A 16198-nucleotide genomic window follows, 5' to 3' on the forward strand; every position below is an offset into this window, starting at 1 on the left:
GTCGGCGTGCCTGCGGGTCGGTTCCTGGAATTCCGGGGGTTCCGGGGGTTCGGGGGGTTCGGGGGGTTCGGGGGGTTCTTGGGCTCACGATGCCGCCTTCCCGGGCGTCAGCGGCCCGTCCTGCTGTGATCCGGCGCGCTGATCGATATCGATACCGGCTTCGGTGACGAACTCCGTTGTGGCGAACTCCGCGCTCATCGTTCCAACGCGGGAGCGGACCGCGTCCATGGCCTCCCAGTCCTCGGTGCTCAGCCCGGCCAGGGCGGCGGGGAACACGCCGTCCTGTTCCTTGAGAATGTGGTTGCGCAGCAGATCCAGGGCGTCCAGGAGCCGCCGGGGCCAGGCGGGGTCGGCCGGGACGCCCGCGGCAGCCTCGCCGAGGACGGCCTCGACGTGCCGGTGTTCGCCCCGAAGCGCCGCGATGTTGTCGGGAAACTCCTCCGCCAGCGGTGGGAAGAGACCCTGCTCCTCCACCGCCGTGTGCGGCACGAGAACGGCGGAGACATGGCGCGCGATCCGCGCCATCCGGGGTACGTCCGCGTTGCGGTGCGCGGTGCGGATGTCCCCGATGAGATTGACGACCAGGTCGTGTTCGCGGGTCAGTTCGGCGATCTGGGGCAGTGACTGGCAACCGCAGTACTCACACACGGTGACTCGTCTCGGGCAGGTCGACTGCCGTGGGCGTGCGGTGGGTGCCGCTGCTGACGGCCTTGCGGACGGTGGTCGCGGTGAACACCAGGGCGGTGGCGGCGATCAGAGCGAGCAGGGCCAGCCCGAGTGCGTAGTCGCCGTAAGCGCCGTACAGGGAACCCATCAGCAGAGGTGGGACGAAGCCGCCCAGCCCGCCGGCCGCGCCGACGACGCCGGTGACAGCGCCGACCTTGCCGGCCGGGGCGAGCAGGGCGACGAGCGCGAAGGTGGCACCGCTGCCCGCGCCGAGCGCGGCGGCGATCGCCAGGAAGGTGATGGTGCCCAGCGGGGCCAGCGGCGGGGCGAAGGCCTGCACGGCCGCGCTCACCGTGACCACGGCGAGCGCCACGGCCAGAACGCGGGTGGGGCCCAGCCGGTCGGACAACCAGCCGCCGACCGGCCGCATCACCACCGCCAGCAGCACGAACCCGGCCATCCGGTTGGCCGCGTCGGTCTGCGCCAGCCCGTACCCGGACTTGAGGTAGGTGGGCAGATAGACGGAGAAGGCGACGTAACCGCCGAACGCGACCGCGTACAGCGCCGATGCCTGCCAGGTGACACCGAGCCTGACGGTGGCGGCGAGCCGCCCCGTCATGGTCCCGGCCGGCACGGCCCTGCCCGGAGCGTCGCGCAGCAGGAACGCGGCCAGCACCGCGTAGCCGGCCAGCACGATCGCGGTCACCACGAACGGGGTGGCCAGACCATGCGACTTGACGAGGTTCACCGTGGTCAGTGCACTGATGGCGGTGCCGCCCATCCCGGCGCCGAAGACACCGATTGCGAGCCCCCGGCGCTCGGGCGGAAACCAGGCGCTGACGAACGGCACCCCCACCGCGAACGCGGTGCCGCCGATACCGAGAAAGAACCCGCCCACCAGCAGCTGGTTCAGGGAGGAGTGTCCGGCCAGCCCCAGGTACAGGACGGGGACGATGGTGGCCGCGGAGACCAGCGGGAACATCACCCGGCCGCCGAACCGGTCCGTCAGCGCACCCACCGGTATGCGGCCCAACGAGCCCACGACCACCGGCACGGCTACCAGCAACGCCTGCTGGAACGCGCTCAGTTGCAGGCTGTCCTTGAACCGCGGGCCGAGCGGGCTCAGCAGCGCCCAGGCCCAGAAGTTCACCGCGAACCCGGCCGTGGCCAGCGCCAGCATCAGCCACCGCCGGCCGGCTGACGGTGGCGCCTGCGCCTGCGCGTTCGTGGCGGGGCCGGGGGACCGGGGCGAGCCGATGGCTTCCTGCGGGTTGTCCGCCCGGTTGCCCGCCGGCGACCTGCCTGTTGACGACTTGTCTGTTGACGACTTGCCTGTCGGGGGCTCCGGCTTTGCAGGGCGGGGCATCGTAGACATGGTCTTCTCGGCTCCTCAAAAGTGCCGTCGGACGGTCGCGTTCCGTGTCTCTTGGCCGTGGCGGCCCGACCCCGCCGTTCCCACAAGGATCGGCAGGGGGCCGGCTCCCACGTCAGGGGCCGTTGGTCCCCACTCCGAGCCGGTCGGGGTACATGTGGCGGGCGGTGTTCGGGTCCGCCGCAGCGCGTTGGCCCGGACAGGGCCGATCGACCTCTTGTACGGGCCGATGGGCCCTGCTCCGATGTGCCGTGTGTGTGCGACCGTCGCTGCGGGCAGCAGGGCGGGCGCCGGGACCGTGATCTGGACGGACGGACGGACGGACGTGCAGGGCCGGCTCGACAGCGCGCCGCTCACCCCTGGGCAGGCCGTCGCGCTGTCCGCCATCGCCAAACTGCCGGCCGCGAGTGGTGTCGTCCTGTTGCTGCTTGCCGGTCGCCGGGCTGTACGGATGGGGCTGGACCGGCCGGGCGCACGCCCGAGACCGCGCACCACCGGCGGCCACCGCATCAAACCCGGAGAGAACCCATGACTGCTCAGCCAGCGCCTGCCCCCGGCATCGCGCACCCCGCGGGTCTCACCGAGGACCAGGCCGCCCGGCGGCTGGCGGAATGCGGTCCCAACGAGCTGGGCGCGCAGCGCCGGATACCGTTGCGGTCGCGGATCGGCGCGCAACTGCGCGATCCGATGATCCTGATCCTGCTGGCGGCGGTGGTGCTCACCGTGGCGACCGGGGACCATGCGGACGCTGTGGTCATCGCCCTGGTGATCGTGGCGAACACCGCTGTAGGGGTGGTCCAGGAGGTACGCGCGGACAACGCCGTCGCGGCGCTGTCCGCCATGACCGCTCCGACAGCCCGGGTGTTGCGCGGCGGCGCCGAGCGAGAGGTGGCGTCCGCCGACGTCGTACCGGGCGACGCGCTGGTGCTCGGCGAAGGTGACATCGTCCCTGCCGACGTGGCGCTGGCCGAGTCGTCCGCGCTGTTGGTCGACGAGTCGGCGCTGACCGGGGAGTCGGTGCCGGTGGACAAGGACGCGCGGAGCGAGGACCCGGATGCCGCTCGGCTCCAGGCGGGCACCGTAGTGGTGCGGGGCCGGGCCGTCGCCACCGTCACCGAGACCGGGCCGCGCAGCGCTCTCGGCCGCATCGCCGCTCTGCTGCACCCCCACCCAGAACCCACCCCGCTGCAACGCCGGCTGGCCGGCCTCGGCCGGGTGCTGGCCCTGGTGGCGGTGGGCCTGTGCCTGATCGTCTTCGTTCTCGGCCTGGCCCGCGGCCAGTCGCCGCAGGCCATGGCGGTCATCGCGATCAGCCTCGCCGTGGCCGCCGTACCGGAGTCGCTGCCCGCTGTGGTCACCCTCGGTCTGGCGCTCGGTGCCCGGCGGATGGCGGCCCGCCATGCGCTGGTACGGCGGCTGTCCGCGGTGGAGACCCTCGGCTCGGTCACCATGCTGGCCACCGACAAGACCGGCACCCTCACCGAGGGCCGGATGGTCGTGGAACGGGTCTGGACCACCCGGGGCACGGCCGAGCTCACCGGTTCGGGCTACGTGCCCGCAGGTGAGGTCCTGGTCGCGGGCAGGTCCCCGGACCCCGCCGGGCTGCGTGCCGTACAGGACCTGTTCACGGCGGCGGCGCTGTGCAACGATGCTTCGCTGCGGCCACCCGGGAACAGTACGAAGGGCGCTGACGGCACCGACGGGTGGACCGCGCTCGGGGATCCCACCGAGGCCGCGTTGCTCGCCGCCGCGGCCAAGGCAGGCCGCGACCGTGACGGACTGCTGCCCGAGCATCCGCGTATCGGCGAGGTGCCGTTCGACAGTCTCCGCAAACGTATGACCACGCTGCACCGCGCCCCCTCCGGCCAGGTGGAAGTCTGTCTCAAGGGTGCGCCGGAGGCGGTGCTCGACGGTGTGACCCTGGACGAGAGCCCCGACCTGCTGGAGCGCGCTCGCAAGGAGGCCGCCGCCCTCGCCACCGAGGGCTTCCGTGTCCTGGCGGTGGCATCGGCCCTGCGCGCGGACCTCCCGGCCCGGTACGAGGACGCCGAGAGCGGGCTGCGGCTGCTGGGCCTGGTGGCCATCAGCGACCCGCCCAAGGAGGAGGCCGCGGCGACCATCACGGCCTGCCGGCTGGCCGGCATCACCCCGGTGCTGATCACCGGCGATCATCCGGCCACCGCCCGCGCCATCGCGACCAGGGTCGGCATCCTGGGCCCCGGCGACCGCGTTTCCGGCGACACCGTCTTCGACGAGGTGGTCACCGGCCGGAAGCTGGCTGCGGGGGAGGTTCCGGACCTCACCCGGGTCCGGGTGTTCGCCCGCACCACTCCTCAGCAGAAGCTGGACATCGTCCAGGCATGGCGCGCCGGCGGTGCCGTCACCGCCATGACCGGCGACGGCGTCAACGACGGCCCGGCGTTGCGGCAGGCCGACATCGGCGTGGCCATGGGCCGGCGGGGGACCGAAGTCGCCCGGCAGGCCGCCGACCTGGTGCTCGCCGACGACGAACTGTCCACCGTGGTCACGGCGGTGGAGGAGGGCCGAAGGGTCTACGACAACATCCGCCGTTTCTTGCTCTACGCCCTGGCCGGCGGCGTCGCGGAGATCCTCGTCATGCTGCTCGGCCCGCTGTTCGGCCTGGCCCTGCCCCTGCGGGCCGGCCAGATCCTGTGGATCAACCTCCTCACCCACGGTCTGACAGGCGTCGCCATGGGCGCCGAGCCGGTCTCCCGGCACGCCATGCGCCGCCCGCCGCGCCCGCCCGGGCAGCATGTGCTCGGCGGTGGGCTGTGGCAGCGGATACTGCGCCTCGGCACGGTGGTCACCGGTACGAGCCTCGCTGCGGGGCTGTGGGTCCGGCACACCGGGCAGCCCTGGCAGACCACGCTGTTCCTCGCGTTGCTGGCCGCCCAGCTGGGCGTCGTACTCGGGCTGCGGGAGCGGCTGTTCACCCGTGAGAACCCCTTCCTGCCCTGGGCGGTGCTGGCCGCGGTGGGGCTGGGAGCCGCCGCGCTGTACGTGCCGTTCCTGCGATCTGTCCTGGAGACCTCGCCGCCGTCCTGGCCCGGTCTTGTGGCAGCTTTCGCCGCAGGGCTGACCGGATTCGGGACCGCCCGCGCGGAGAGCCGGTCCACACGGGCCGTCGGGCGCCAGGAAGGGGCCCGGCCCGTGAACGGCCCCCACCCCAGGCCTGACGAGTGACAGGGTGAAGGGAAGCGATCGGCCGTGCCGGATCGGACGAGGAACGCAGGAGACATCAGAAGTCCCCTGGCAGACGGCCGTCGCAAGTCCGGCACACGCACAAAGTCCCAGGGAAGTCCCAGAGATGCCGCCACAGCCCGTTCGGACTCGCATTCGTACAGGTCAGGCGAGGTGCAGCGGCGCTCTTTCGAAGAGCCCTCAGATGTCCCGGAAGATCTCGATCTGCGCCCCCACCGAGTTGAGCCGCTCGGCCAGGTCCTCGTAGCCGCGGTTGATGACGTACACGTTCCGCAGTACGGACGTGCCCTCGGCCGCCATCATCGCCAGCAGGACGACGACCGCGGGGCGCAGTGCGGGCGGGCACATCATCTCGGCGGCGCGCCAGCGGGTCGGGCCCTCCACCAGTACACGGTGGGGGTCGAGGAGCTGGAGGCGTCCGCCGAGGCGGTTCAGGTCCGTGAGGTAGATCGCGCGGTTGTCGTAGACCCAGTCGTGAATCAGTGTCTGGCCCTGCGCGGAGGCCGCGATGGCCGCGAAGAACGGGACGTTGTCGATGTTCAGGCCCGGGAACGGCATCGGGTGGATCTTGTCGATCGGCGCTTCCAGCTTGGAGGGCCGGACGGTGAGGTCCACCAGGCGCGTACGGCCGTTGTCGGCGAAGTACTCCGGTGTGCGGTCGTGGTCGAGGCCCATCTCCTCCAGGACCGCCAGCTCGATCTCCAGGAACTCGATCGGCACCCGGCGCACGGTCAGCTCGGACTCGGTGACGACCGCGGCGGTCAGCAGGCTCATCGCCTCGACCGGGTCCTCGGACGGCGAGTAGTCGACGTCGACGTCGATGTTCGGCACGCCGTGCACGGTGAGCGTCGTGGTGCCGATGCCCTCCACCCGCACCCCCAGCGCCTCCAGGAAGAAGCACAGGTCCTGGACCATGTAGTTGGAGGAGGCGTTACGGATGACGGTCGTGCTGTTGTGGCGGGCGGCGGCCAGCAGCGCGTTCTCCGTCACCGTGTCGCCGCGCTCGGTCAGCACGATGGGGCGCCCCGGGGTCACCTTGCGGTCCACGCGCGCGTGGTACATGCCCTCGGTGGCCGCGATGTCCAGACCGAACCGCCGCAGCGCGATCATGTGCGGCTCGATGGTCCGCGTCCCCAGGTCGCAGCCGCCCGCGTACGGCAGCTTGAAGCTGTCCATGCGGTGCAGCAGCGGGCCGAGGAACATGATGATCGAGCGGGTGCGGCGGGCCGCCGCCTCGTCGATGGACGACATCTCCAGCTCGGCGGGCGGCACGATCTCCAGGTCGACGCCACCGTTGATCCACCGGGTGCGTACGCCGATGGAGCCCAGAACCTCCAGAAGGCGGTAGACCTCCTCGATGCGCGCGACGCGGCGCAGCACCGTGCGGCCCCTGTTCAGGAGCGTCGCACAGAGCAGCGCCACGCACGCGTTCTTGCTGGTCTTCACGTCGATCGAGCCGGAGAGGCGACGGCCGCCGACCACGCGGAGATGCATCGGGCCCGCGTAGCCGAGCGAGACGATCTCACTGTCCAGGGCTTCACCGATTCGAGCGATCATCTCAAGGCTGATGTTTTGGTTGCCGCGCTCGATACGGTTCACCGCGCTCTGGCTGGTGCCGAGCGCCTCGGCCAGCTGCGTCTGTGTCCAGCCCCGATGCTGACGGGCGTCACGGATGAGCTTGCCGATACGTACGAGGTAGTCGTCTGCCATGACGGAAGGCTATCTCAGATATGAGATGGGGCATCCTGGAGGGGCCGAAGGGGTGACGCTTGGCGCGGGTGACCTCAGTGGCGCTTGGCACGCGTGGTGCGGCGCCAGCCGAAGGGCCCGGGGAGGTCCATCGAGGTGGTCCGCCGTCCCGTGCTGCTGTGCGTGCGCTTGGGCCCGTTCCGGCCGCCCGTGGTGATGGACCACGATTTCCGGTTGATGTTCAGTCGTACCCCGGGCAGGATCCGGAAGCTCTTGCGGAATGTGAGGGCCATGGGTGCCTCCTTGTCGTCCGCTGCCGGGTACCCCCGATGTCGACCGGTACGCCGAACAGCCGTTCGCCCGGGCCTGGTTCGGCATCGACCTGCTCGGACGGCAGTTGGCTGACCTGTTGGGTGACAGGCGGATCCAGGCGGATCCAGGCGAACAGGGGGTGACCGCCTCCCTGTGTACGGCGGCCGGGACCGGCTCGTACGCCACCATCTGGTCCGTGCTCGAAGCCGCCCTGCCCCACCTGCTGCGCGACCCCGTGGTCCAGGGCACCGGAGCGTAGCTCGCCCTAGCCCTCGCCCTCGGCGTCGACGTCGACTGCGCCTCGCGCTGTACGGCGGAGGGCGAGATGCCCGAGGTCACAGCGGTCGCGGCGCGCACCGGATCGAGTCAGGTGGTGAAGGCGGCCCGGGCAGCGTTATGTGATCACGGGCCGGGTGGCGGGAGTTCGTCAGCCACGCGAATCAGCCACGCGAACGAGCGCCCCGTGCCGTTCGAGAATGAGGCGTGCCGTGCCGGCCATGGCCTCGTCGACCATCTCACCCCGGAACGCCACAGCGCCCGTGCCGTCCCGCTGTGCCGCCTCGACCGCCGCGATCAGGTCCGCGCAGCGGGCGAGTTCGTCGGGGCCGGGAGAGAACGCCTCGTTGATCACGGGGACATGGGAAGGGTGGATCGCCATCATCCCCTCGTAGCCGAGGGAGCGGTTCTGTTCGGCGAAGGCGCGCAGCCCCGTCAGGTCGGTGATGCGTGTCCACAATCCGCTGACCGGGCACGGCACTCCGGCTGCCCTGGCATCCAGCAGGACGCGGGAGCGCAGTGCCGCCGTTTCGGTTCCCTCCGGGCTCCAGCGGTAGCCGACGGCGCGTTCCACGTCGCCGCCGGGAGCGGTGAGTGCGCCCATGTAGGCGATGCGCGAGGCGGCTCGGGCGATGTCGTATGCCTTGTGCAGGCCACGGGCCGTCTCCAGCAGCGGCACCAGGGCGACGCTGCCCGGCGACAGGCCCTGTTCCTCTTCGCACCAGCCCAGCAGCCGGTCGGCAAGCTTCACGTCCCGGGGGGAGCGGACCTTGGGGAGCACGACACCGGCGAGCCCGGGCCGTACGACGGCACGCAGTTCCTCGGCCCCCGCCCAGCCGTCCAGCGGGTTGATCCGGACGAACAGTGCCATCTGTCCGGCATGACCGGCATGACCGGACCTATCCGCCTCAGCGATGGCGTCGGCCACCTGTGCCCGGGCGGCGGGCTTGGCGGAGGGGGGCACCGCGTCCTCCAGGTCGAGGACGACCGCGTCGGCGCCCGCCGCCCGGGCCTTCGGCAGCCAGTCGGTTCTGGTGCCGGGGACGAAGAGCAGGGAACGCAGAGGCGGCCGGTCGACCGCTCTCGCGTCCGCCTCGGCGGGTTTTCCCACAGGCGTCTCAGATGACATCGCTCGTCTCCAGGTCGGCCAGCTCGTCCGCACTGAGCCCGAGCCACTGCCCGTAGACGAGGTGGTTGTCCTGGCCGAGGGCGGGCCCCGTCCGCCACACCCGGCCGGGCCGCTGCCGGAAGTGCGGGATCACCGCCTGCATACGCACCGGACCGAGGTCGGGGTCCTCGACCGTGACGATGTCCTCGCGTTCCGCGTACACGGGGTCGGCGGCGATGTCCGCGGCGTCGAACACCCGTGAGGCCACGACCTCGGCACGGGCGAAGCCCTCAAGGCACTCGCCGGTGTCGCGCTCGGCCACCCAGTTCCGCAGGCCCTCGTCCAGCTCCCCGCGTCGGTCGTACTGTTGCTGCGTCGTGGCGAAGTCCTCCTCGGGGAGGCCCAGCAGGCAGGCGATGTTGCGGACCGAACGCAGTGTCGCCGAGGTCACCGTGATCCACTGGCCGTCGCGGGAGCGGTAGGTGTTGATCACGGCCGCGGGGGCGACCGCCAGCTGGTTGCCGGAGCGTTCGGGTACGCGTCCCAGCTGGTCGTGGACGATCACCTGCCACTCGACGAGACGGAACAGGGACTCGAAGAGAGCGAGGTCGATCCACTCGCCGTCGAAATCGGGGTCGTGGTCCCGGCGGTGGAGAGCGGCGAGGATGGCGTAGGCGCCCATCAGGCCGGTCACGGCGTCGCCGTGCGAGAAGCCGGTGTGGACGGGCGGGCCGTCCGGGAAACCGGTCAGGTGGACGACTCCGCTGCGCGCCTCTCCCATCTTGCCGAAGCCAGGAGCGTCCGCCTGCGAGGAGGTGGCGCCGAAGCCGGAGATCTGCAGCAGTACGGCTCGGGGGTTGATCCGGTGCACGGAGTCCCAGTCGAGTTCCCAGCTGCGCAGGCGTCCGGCGCGCAGGGTGACGATGACGACGTCCGCCCAGGCGACGAGCCGGTGGGCGACGGCCCGGCCGGCCTCGTGGTGCAGATCGAGGGTGACCGAGCGCTTGTTGCGACCGGAGACCTTGAACCACAGGGGAATACCGTCACGTTGCGGCCCCATGGCGCGGGCAGCGTCTCCGGCGCCGGGAGGTTCTACGTGGACGACGTCGGCCCCTTGGTCGGCGAGCATCGAGCCCGCCAGCGGCCCGGCCACCACATGGGCGAACTCGACCACCTTCAGGCCGGTCAACTGCCCGCGTCCGGCGGTGTTCCGCTCGTCGTCCGACACCGATGCGCTCCCTTGCCCCTGCTGTTCCGCTGCCCCTGCTGTTCCGCGTTGGTCCCCGAGCGCGTCGGACCCTGACCGCATTGGATCGCGGCCGCGTGGGCGGCGGTGGCGGTGCCGCATGGTCGTCGCCGTTCGGGTCTCCAGGTTGCAGGAACGCATAGATGCTTGTCGAGCAACAGAAGGCCATGAATCCATGCGAAGAACGCATGGATTGGCAGGAGGGTGGCACGTAGACACGGTGGTCGGCCAGGGGGAGTGGAGCCTTGAGGGCCCACACGCCTCAAGCGGCCTCATGCCCACGAAACCCCGGGAGGAAGAGCGCTGCCCCGGACACGGAACTCTTCGAGCGTCTCCAGGAACCGCATCGTCACGGCCGGGAGTGTTCGCCGGGCGCGCAGCGCGATGTCCAGGCGCCGGTCCACCACGGGGTCCACCAGTGGGCGGAAGACGATGGGCCCGGCACCCATCAGCGGGAGCACGAGGGCGGGCAACGCCGACACCCCGAGGCCTGCGGTCACCAGTCCGCCCACGGTCGCGATACTGCCCGCCTCGGCCGCCGGTGCCGCATGCGCGTCGATCTGGGCGAACGCCGCATCGGTGAGCCGGCGCACGCTCGAATCCCGCCCGACGGCGAGGAACGGCTGACGAGCCAGGTCGTCCCAGGCGACCTCCTGGCGGTCGGCGAGCGGGTGGCTTTCCGGCAGCACCGCGACGAAGCGGTCCCTCACCAGGGGGCGGTGCTCCAACTGCTCCGGCGGGTCCCCGACGGTGGTGATCGCGAAGTCGGCGTCGCCGGACAGGACCCGGTCCAGTACCAGCCGCTCCAGGCCGTCGAGGAGGCGTACCGACACCTCCGGCCGCCGCTCGCGGAAGTCGGAGATCACCTGTGGCAGCAGCACCGCGGCAACCGAGGGAAGGGTGGCCACGGCGACCGTTCCCGACTCGCCCTGCAGAAACCGCCTGAGTTCCTTCATGCCCGCCCGGTGGGAGGTGACGATCTGCTCGGCGATACGCAGTGCCTCGACGCCCGCCGCGGTCAACTGCACATTGCGGGTGTCCCGTTCCAGAAGCTGAACGCCGAGCAGGCGCTCCAGGTCCGCGACCGCGCGGCTGAGAGAGGACTGGGACACGTGCATCTCCGCGGCGGCCGCGGTGAAGCTCGCGGCCCTGGCCACGGCCGAGTACGCCGCCAGTTGACGCAAGGTGGTGGTCTCCATGGCCGACGAGCATAGGGCGCGCCCGCTCGAATTGATGCGCTTAACGCATGGACAGATCTCGGTTTGATGCTGGACACCGATCGCCTCGTGCTTCGAAACTCTCGCGTAACACCTCGGCCCGTTCGGCTCGGTCTTCCTGCCCACCACCGCCGAGGGCCGTCCTTCAAGAACAAGAAAGCGAGCGCCGCCATGCTGGCAGCCCTGGGCTTCGCCACGATCGCCGCCCTACTGCTGCTCACCATGACCAAACGCGCCTCGGTCCTGGTCGCTCTGATCCTGCTTCCGGTGCTGGCGGCACTCATCGGTGGCTTCGCGAACGATCTGGGTGAACTGATTCTCGGCGGGCTGTCCCAGGTGGCCCCCACCGGGATCATGATCGCCTTCGCGGTCCTGTACTTCAGCCTGATGGTGGACGCCGGGCTCTTCGACCCCCTGATACGCGGCCTGTTGCGCGTGGCGCGGGGCGACCCGTTGCGGATCACCGTCGCCACGGCCGTCCTCACACTGTGCGTGTCCCTGGACGGCGACGGCGCCTCCACCTTCCTCATCACCGTCTCCGCGCTGCTGCCGCTCTACAAGAGACTCGGCATGAACCCCCTGGTGCTGTCCGGGGTGGTCTGCCTGGGCGCGGGCGTGATGAACATGCTCCCCTGGGGCGGCCCGACCGTACGCGCCATGGCGGCGCTGAAGCTGGACAGTTCCGAGGTCTTCACCCCCGTGTTGCCCGCGATGGGCTTCGGTATCGCCTGGGTCCTGGTGGCCTCGTACCTGCTCGGCCGCCGGGAGCGCAACCGTCTCGGCACGCTGTCCCCGCAGGACCCGGTCACAGACATGCGCAAGGGCGAGGACAAGCGGGACGCCCCTGAGCCCGGCGCTTCGACGAGTGCCGCGGCAGCCGTCGGCCGCGAACCCGGCGCCTCGACGACTGTCGCGGCAGACGAGCCGAGTCGGCAGGCCCCTCCCACGACGGCCGACGGGCAGGAGCGTCAGACTCTCCGGCCGGCCGGGGACGGACCTGGCACCGTCCGGGTCCCGCCGCTGCCGCGGACCTGGCTGCAGGTCTTCAATCTCCTACTCACCGTCGCTCTCGTGGTCTGCCTGATCCAGGAAGTGCTGCCGCTTCCCGTGCTGTTCATCCTCGGGTTCGCGATCGCGGTGCTGGTCAACCACCCCACCTGGGAACAGCAACAGGCGCTGCTGGACAAGCACGCCAAGAGCGTGGTCCTGGTCACCACGATGATCTTCGCGGCCGGCGTCCTCACCGGGATCCTCAGCGGCACCAAGATGATCGACGAGATGGCCGAGGCGTTCGTCTCCGTCATCCCCGACTCCTTCGGGGCGCACCTGCCCGTCGCGGTCGCCGTCACCAGCATGCCGCTGAGCCTGGTCTTCACCCCGGACGCCTACTACTTCGGGGTGCTGCCCGTGCTCGCCGAGACCGGCCACGGGTTCGGCGCGGACCCGGCCGAGGTCGCCCGGGCCGCCATTCTCGGCCAGATGACCACGGGTTTCCCGCTCAGTCCGCTCACCGCGTCCACGTTCATCCTGGTCGGCATGAGCGGTGTGTCGCTCGGCGAACACCAGCGCTTCATCTTCCGCTGGGCCTTCGCCACCACCCTCGTCATGACCGCCGCCGCCCTGGCGACCGGAGCCTTCCCCCTGTGACTTCCCAATGTGACTTCCCGACGTGTCACGACACCCCCTTCCGGAAGCCGGAAGCCGGAAGCCGGAAGCCGGAAGCCGGGAGCTGGGAGCCCGGCGACCGGATCCACGCACGGGGGCGCCCGGTCCGGGTGCCCCGCCGACGGATACGAGGCCCCATGAGAGGGATCAACCCATGAGACGGATCACCAGACGTACGGTGCTCGCGGCCACCGCGGGTGCGGTCACGGTGCCGGCCGTGAGCACGGCGGCCGCCGCGGCCGTCGGCCCCACGACAGCCACATCCGATGAACGACAAGCGGCCTCCGGACTCGGTCCGGCCCTCGATCCGGCCCTCGATCCGGCCTTCAATCCGGTCCTGCGAACGGACCTCGTCACGCGGGTGACACCGAGGAACAACTGGCTGGTGACAGCCGTCGCCGTCCAGTACTCGCATCGCATCGACCTGCGCGGTGGGACGATCCCACCCTCCGCCTTCGAGGTGCGGGCCACGGTCGGCGGGCAGACGGCGGCCCGTACGGTGACCCGGGTCTATCCCAGCACCACCGCCGAAGTGGACGACCGGCCCCGCCCCGGGCGGCCGGGAGACCGCCTCATCGTCGAACTCGACCCGAACGACCGCAACGCGCGGGCCGCCGGCGCCGATCCGCTGCCGCTCGACCGCGCGTACTCCGTCAGGCAGGTGGCGGACGTGCGCACCCCGGGAGGCGAACCGGTCCTCAGGGCCGGTCCGTTCGCGAGCCGGAACGGCGACACCCTCACTCCCGTGGTCGACGACTTCACCGCCGGTTCCTTCACCGACTCCGCAGGATTCGAACTGGACTTCCGGCTGTACCGGCCCGCGGGCCGCGTACGCAGCCCCGGGACGCCCACGCGCTACCCGCTCGTCGTCACCCTGCACGGCGGCGGCGAGGTCGCAGACAACAACATGACCCAGCTCACCTCCAACCGGGTCGCGGTCACGTTCGCCACGCCGGAACGACAGCGACGCAACCCCGCGTTCGTCCTCTCCCCGCAGATCCCCCTGCCCCGTCCCATGGACGGACCCGACGGCACGGACTGGACCGATGCCAAGGTCCAGGCCGCGCTGAGCGAGCTCATCGACACCTTCGTACGCGAGCACTCCAGAAACGTGGACACGAACCGGCTCTATGTCGTCGGCCTGTCCTCGGGCGGGCGCGGTATCTACAGCCTGCTGGCGAAGCGCCCCGACGTGTTCGCGGCCGCTCTGCCCACGGCCGGCTGGGGCGACCAGGCCACCATGGAGAGGATCACGCACATTCCGATCTGGGCCGACCACTCCATCGACGACCCGGTAGTCCCCTACCGGGAGGGCCGGTTCGGCAAGCCCGGCACCTGGACACTGATGAACGCCCTGGAGACCGCCGGCGCACGGGTCAGCCGGGGGGAATGGGCCAACGACCTGCCGAAGGCACAGTTCGAGGCACGGTCCCGGGCGCTTCTCCGGGAGGCCGCGGCCGCCCGCAGTCACGTGCTGTTCACCAGCTACACGGCGGGAACGACACCGGTGAACCCGCACTTCGCATGGGCCCAGACGTACGAGAACGACGTGGTCATCGACTGGCTCTTCGAACAGTCCCGTTAGCCGCCGGTTGCGGCTTCTCACTGTCCGGTACCGCGCTCCCACCGCTCTCCGGAGGTAGATCAATGCATCCATCCAGCCCATCCAGCAGTCCGTCCAACAGCTCATCCGGTTCGTCCAAGGCATCCAGCGGTCCGACCGGCACGACCGTGCCGTTACGGACCCGATCCCGTGCCATGACGGCACTGATCGCACTGGCAACCACCGTCGGCCTGGCGCTGACGCTGTTGACAGCCACCGCCCCGCCCGCGACAGCCGCCGCCGACCTGCTGTCCCAGGGCAAACCCGCGACCTCCTCGTCCACCGAGAACGCGTCCACCCCCGCGTCGGCTGCGGTGGACGGCGACACCCGTACGCGCTGGTCGAGCACGTTCAGCGGTCCACAGTGGCTGAGAGTGGATCTGGGCGCCACCGCCGCCATCAGTCAGGTGGTGCTGCGCTGGGAAGCCGGGTACGGCCGCGCGTACCGGATCCAGACCTCGGACAACGGCACAGCCTGGACCACCGTCTACTCGACCACGACGAGCGCCGGCGGCGTGCAGACCCTCGACGTGAACGGCAGCGGCCGGTACGTCCGCGTCCAGGGCACCCAGCGCGGCACCGCCTACGGCTACTCGCTGTGGGAGTTCCAGGTGTACGGCTCCGGTGGCGCCACCCCTCCCGGGGGCGGCATCCCGGACCCGACGACCGCTTCCGTCGAGGCCACCGACGGGCCGCTGACCACCGCGGCCTACACCGTTCCCGGTCCGAGCGGATACGGCTCCGGCACGGTCACGTATCCGACGACCGGTGGCCCGTACCCGGGCGTCGTACTGATGCCGGGCTATCAGGGCACCCAGGAGAACCTGCGGTGGCTCGCACCCCGCCTCGCCTCCTGGGGCTTCGTCGTCATCAACGTCGGGACCAACACACTCACCGACGATCCCGCGTCGCGTGGCCGCCAGATCAGCGCCGCGGGCACCCAGTTGCTCGCGCTCGGCAACACCACAGGCAACCCGGTATCGGGCAAGGTCAACGGCACGCTCGGCGCGGTCGGTCACTCAATGGGAGGCGGTGGCGTCATGGCGGCCCTGCGGGACGACCCGCGCTTCCGGGCGGGCGTGCCCACGGCCCCGTACTACCCGAACGCGGACTTCTCCGCAGTCACCGACCCCACGTTCTTCCTGACCTGTGAGAGCGACCCCGTCGCCAACGGCGACACCTACGCGGTGCCCTGGTACAACTCCATGTCCCAGGCCGAGAAGCTCTACGTCGAAGTTCCGGGCGACCACCTGTGCCCCATGACGGGCTACGGCAACAAGGCCAAACAGGGCAAGTGGATCGTGTCGTTCCTCAGCTTCTGGCTGCGTGCCGACACCCGCTTCGGGCCGTTCCTGTGCGGTCCCGCACGTGACGCCGACAAGAACAACACCTCCCTGGTCACGCGCTGGACGGACACCTGCCAGTTCTGACCGGACACAGCCGCCACTCCGACCACAGGGGTGACACCCACGTCGTGTCCGCTGCGAGGCCGTCGCCGTACCGGTCCCCGTTGCCGGCCACCGAGAGGCGTACGCCGGGGCGGCCGTCCTGGAGCGTCCCCGTCGCGTCGACCGTCACGCCGACACGGGGCGTGCCGGCGCGGCGGGACGCGGCGGCGAGGCGGGCGCTCCGACCGGCGCGGGGACCGCGCCGGCCACGGGGCTCGTGGTGGCGCATACCGTCCTGCGTGCGGCGTCGGCGGGCCTTCTCGCGGCAGCGCTCGGAAGAAGGCAGGGAGGAGGGGGAAGCGGCCCGCGATCCGGGCTTCCCGGGTGGCGCTCACCGCGACCACCGAAGCGGCCGTACGGGCGGTGTGTCCTCG

At 70.9% G+C, this 16198-nt stretch carries 13 protein-coding genes; 6 read left to right on the plus strand and 7 right to left on the minus strand.

The genetic code is table 11. From position 1 onward, the window contains the following. Positions 1-84: 84 nt before the first annotated feature. Both AB0D14_RS19380 and AB0D14_RS19385 read right to left on the minus strand, forming a co-directional pair. Positions 85-648, minus strand: a complete 564-nt coding sequence (locus AB0D14_RS19380) for a hemerythrin domain-containing protein (protein WP_362780484.1) — start codon at positions 646-648, stop codon at positions 85-87. Continuing rightward, a complete protein-coding gene (locus tag AB0D14_RS19385; protein WP_362780740.1) occupies positions 641-1846 on the minus strand; it encodes an MFS transporter in 1206 nt (401 codons plus the stop codon). The genes AB0D14_RS19380 and AB0D14_RS19385 overlap by 8 nt, the downstream gene beginning before the upstream one ends. Before the next feature lie 445 nt (positions 1847-2291). On the opposite strand from AB0D14_RS19385, the gene AB0D14_RS19390 reads away from it, so the two are divergent. Together AB0D14_RS19390 and AB0D14_RS19395 are read left to right on the plus strand one after the other, a co-directional pair. Then, positions 2292-2570 (plus strand): hypothetical protein, encoded by a 279-nt coding sequence (locus AB0D14_RS19390; RefSeq protein WP_362780486.1) that lies wholly within the window; start codon positions 2292-2294, stop codon positions 2568-2570. Further along, positions 2567-5242 carry a cation-translocating P-type ATPase gene (locus AB0D14_RS19395; protein ID WP_362780488.1) on the plus strand — a complete coding sequence of 892 codons (2676 nt, stop codon included), beginning with the start codon at positions 2567-2569 and terminating at the stop codon, positions 5240-5242. Before AB0D14_RS19390 ends, AB0D14_RS19395 begins: the two co-directional genes overlap by 4 nt. A 198-nt stretch (positions 5243-5440) precedes the next feature. Here AB0D14_RS19395 and AB0D14_RS19400 read toward each other — a convergent pair whose 3' ends face one another. After that, a complete protein-coding gene (locus tag AB0D14_RS19400) occupies positions 5441-6970 on the minus strand; it encodes a UDP-N-acetylglucosamine 1-carboxyvinyltransferase (protein ID WP_362780489.1) in 1530 nt (509 codons plus the stop codon). A gap of 74 nt (positions 6971-7044) precedes the next feature. Then, positions 7045-7242 carry a DUF4236 domain-containing protein gene (locus tag AB0D14_RS19405; RefSeq protein ID WP_362780490.1) on the minus strand — a complete coding sequence of 66 codons (198 nt, stop codon included), beginning with the start codon at positions 7240-7242 and terminating at the stop codon, positions 7045-7047. Positions 7243-7244: 2 nt separating this feature from the next. On the opposite strand from AB0D14_RS19405, the gene AB0D14_RS19410 reads away from it, so the two are divergent. Further along, positions 7245-7520, plus strand: a complete 276-nt coding sequence (locus AB0D14_RS19410; RefSeq protein ID WP_362780493.1) for a hypothetical protein — start codon at positions 7245-7247, stop codon at positions 7518-7520. 168 nt (positions 7521-7688) lie between these two features. Here the strand turns inward: AB0D14_RS19410 and AB0D14_RS19415 are convergent, their stop codons facing one another. From AB0D14_RS19415 to AB0D14_RS19425, 3 genes are all read right to left on the minus strand, one after another. Further along, positions 7689-8666, minus strand: coding sequence for a CoA ester lyase (locus tag AB0D14_RS19415; protein ID WP_362780495.1), 978 nt, complete (start codon positions 8664-8666; stop codon positions 7689-7691). After that, on the minus strand, positions 8656-9873 hold the full coding sequence (locus AB0D14_RS19420; protein ID WP_362780497.1) for a CoA transferase: 1218 nt from the start codon (positions 9871-9873) through the stop codon (positions 8656-8658). Before AB0D14_RS19420 ends, AB0D14_RS19415 begins: the two co-directional genes overlap by 11 nt. A gap of 290 nt (positions 9874-10163) precedes the next feature. Further along, positions 10164-11090: a LysR family transcriptional regulator gene (locus AB0D14_RS19425; RefSeq protein ID WP_362780499.1), complete on the minus strand. Its 927-nt coding sequence runs from the start codon at positions 11088-11090 to the stop codon at positions 10164-10166. A gap of 189 nt (positions 11091-11279) precedes the next feature. On the opposite strand from AB0D14_RS19425, the gene AB0D14_RS19430 reads away from it, so the two are divergent. The 3 genes from AB0D14_RS19430 to AB0D14_RS19440 all read left to right on the plus strand — a co-directional run bounded on the left by AB0D14_RS19430 (position 11280) and on the right by AB0D14_RS19440 (position 15806). Further along, positions 11280-12755 (plus strand): citrate:proton symporter, encoded by a 1476-nt coding sequence (locus AB0D14_RS19430; RefSeq protein ID WP_362780500.1) that lies wholly within the window; start codon positions 11280-11282, stop codon positions 12753-12755. Between the two features lie 172 nt (positions 12756-12927). After that, on the plus strand, positions 12928-14358 hold the full coding sequence (locus AB0D14_RS19435; protein WP_362780502.1) for a PHB depolymerase family esterase: 1431 nt from the start codon (positions 12928-12930) through the stop codon (positions 14356-14358). A 173-nt stretch (positions 14359-14531) separates the two neighbouring features. Further along, a complete protein-coding gene (locus AB0D14_RS19440; protein ID WP_362780504.1) occupies positions 14532-15806 on the plus strand; it encodes a discoidin domain-containing protein in 1275 nt (424 codons plus the stop codon). Positions 15807-16198: the final 392 nt, after the last annotated feature.

The sequence above is a fragment of the Streptomyces sp. NPDC048484 genome (assembly GCF_040651415.1).
Taxonomy (GTDB): Bacteria; Actinomycetota; Actinomycetes; order Streptomycetales; family Streptomycetaceae; genus Streptomyces.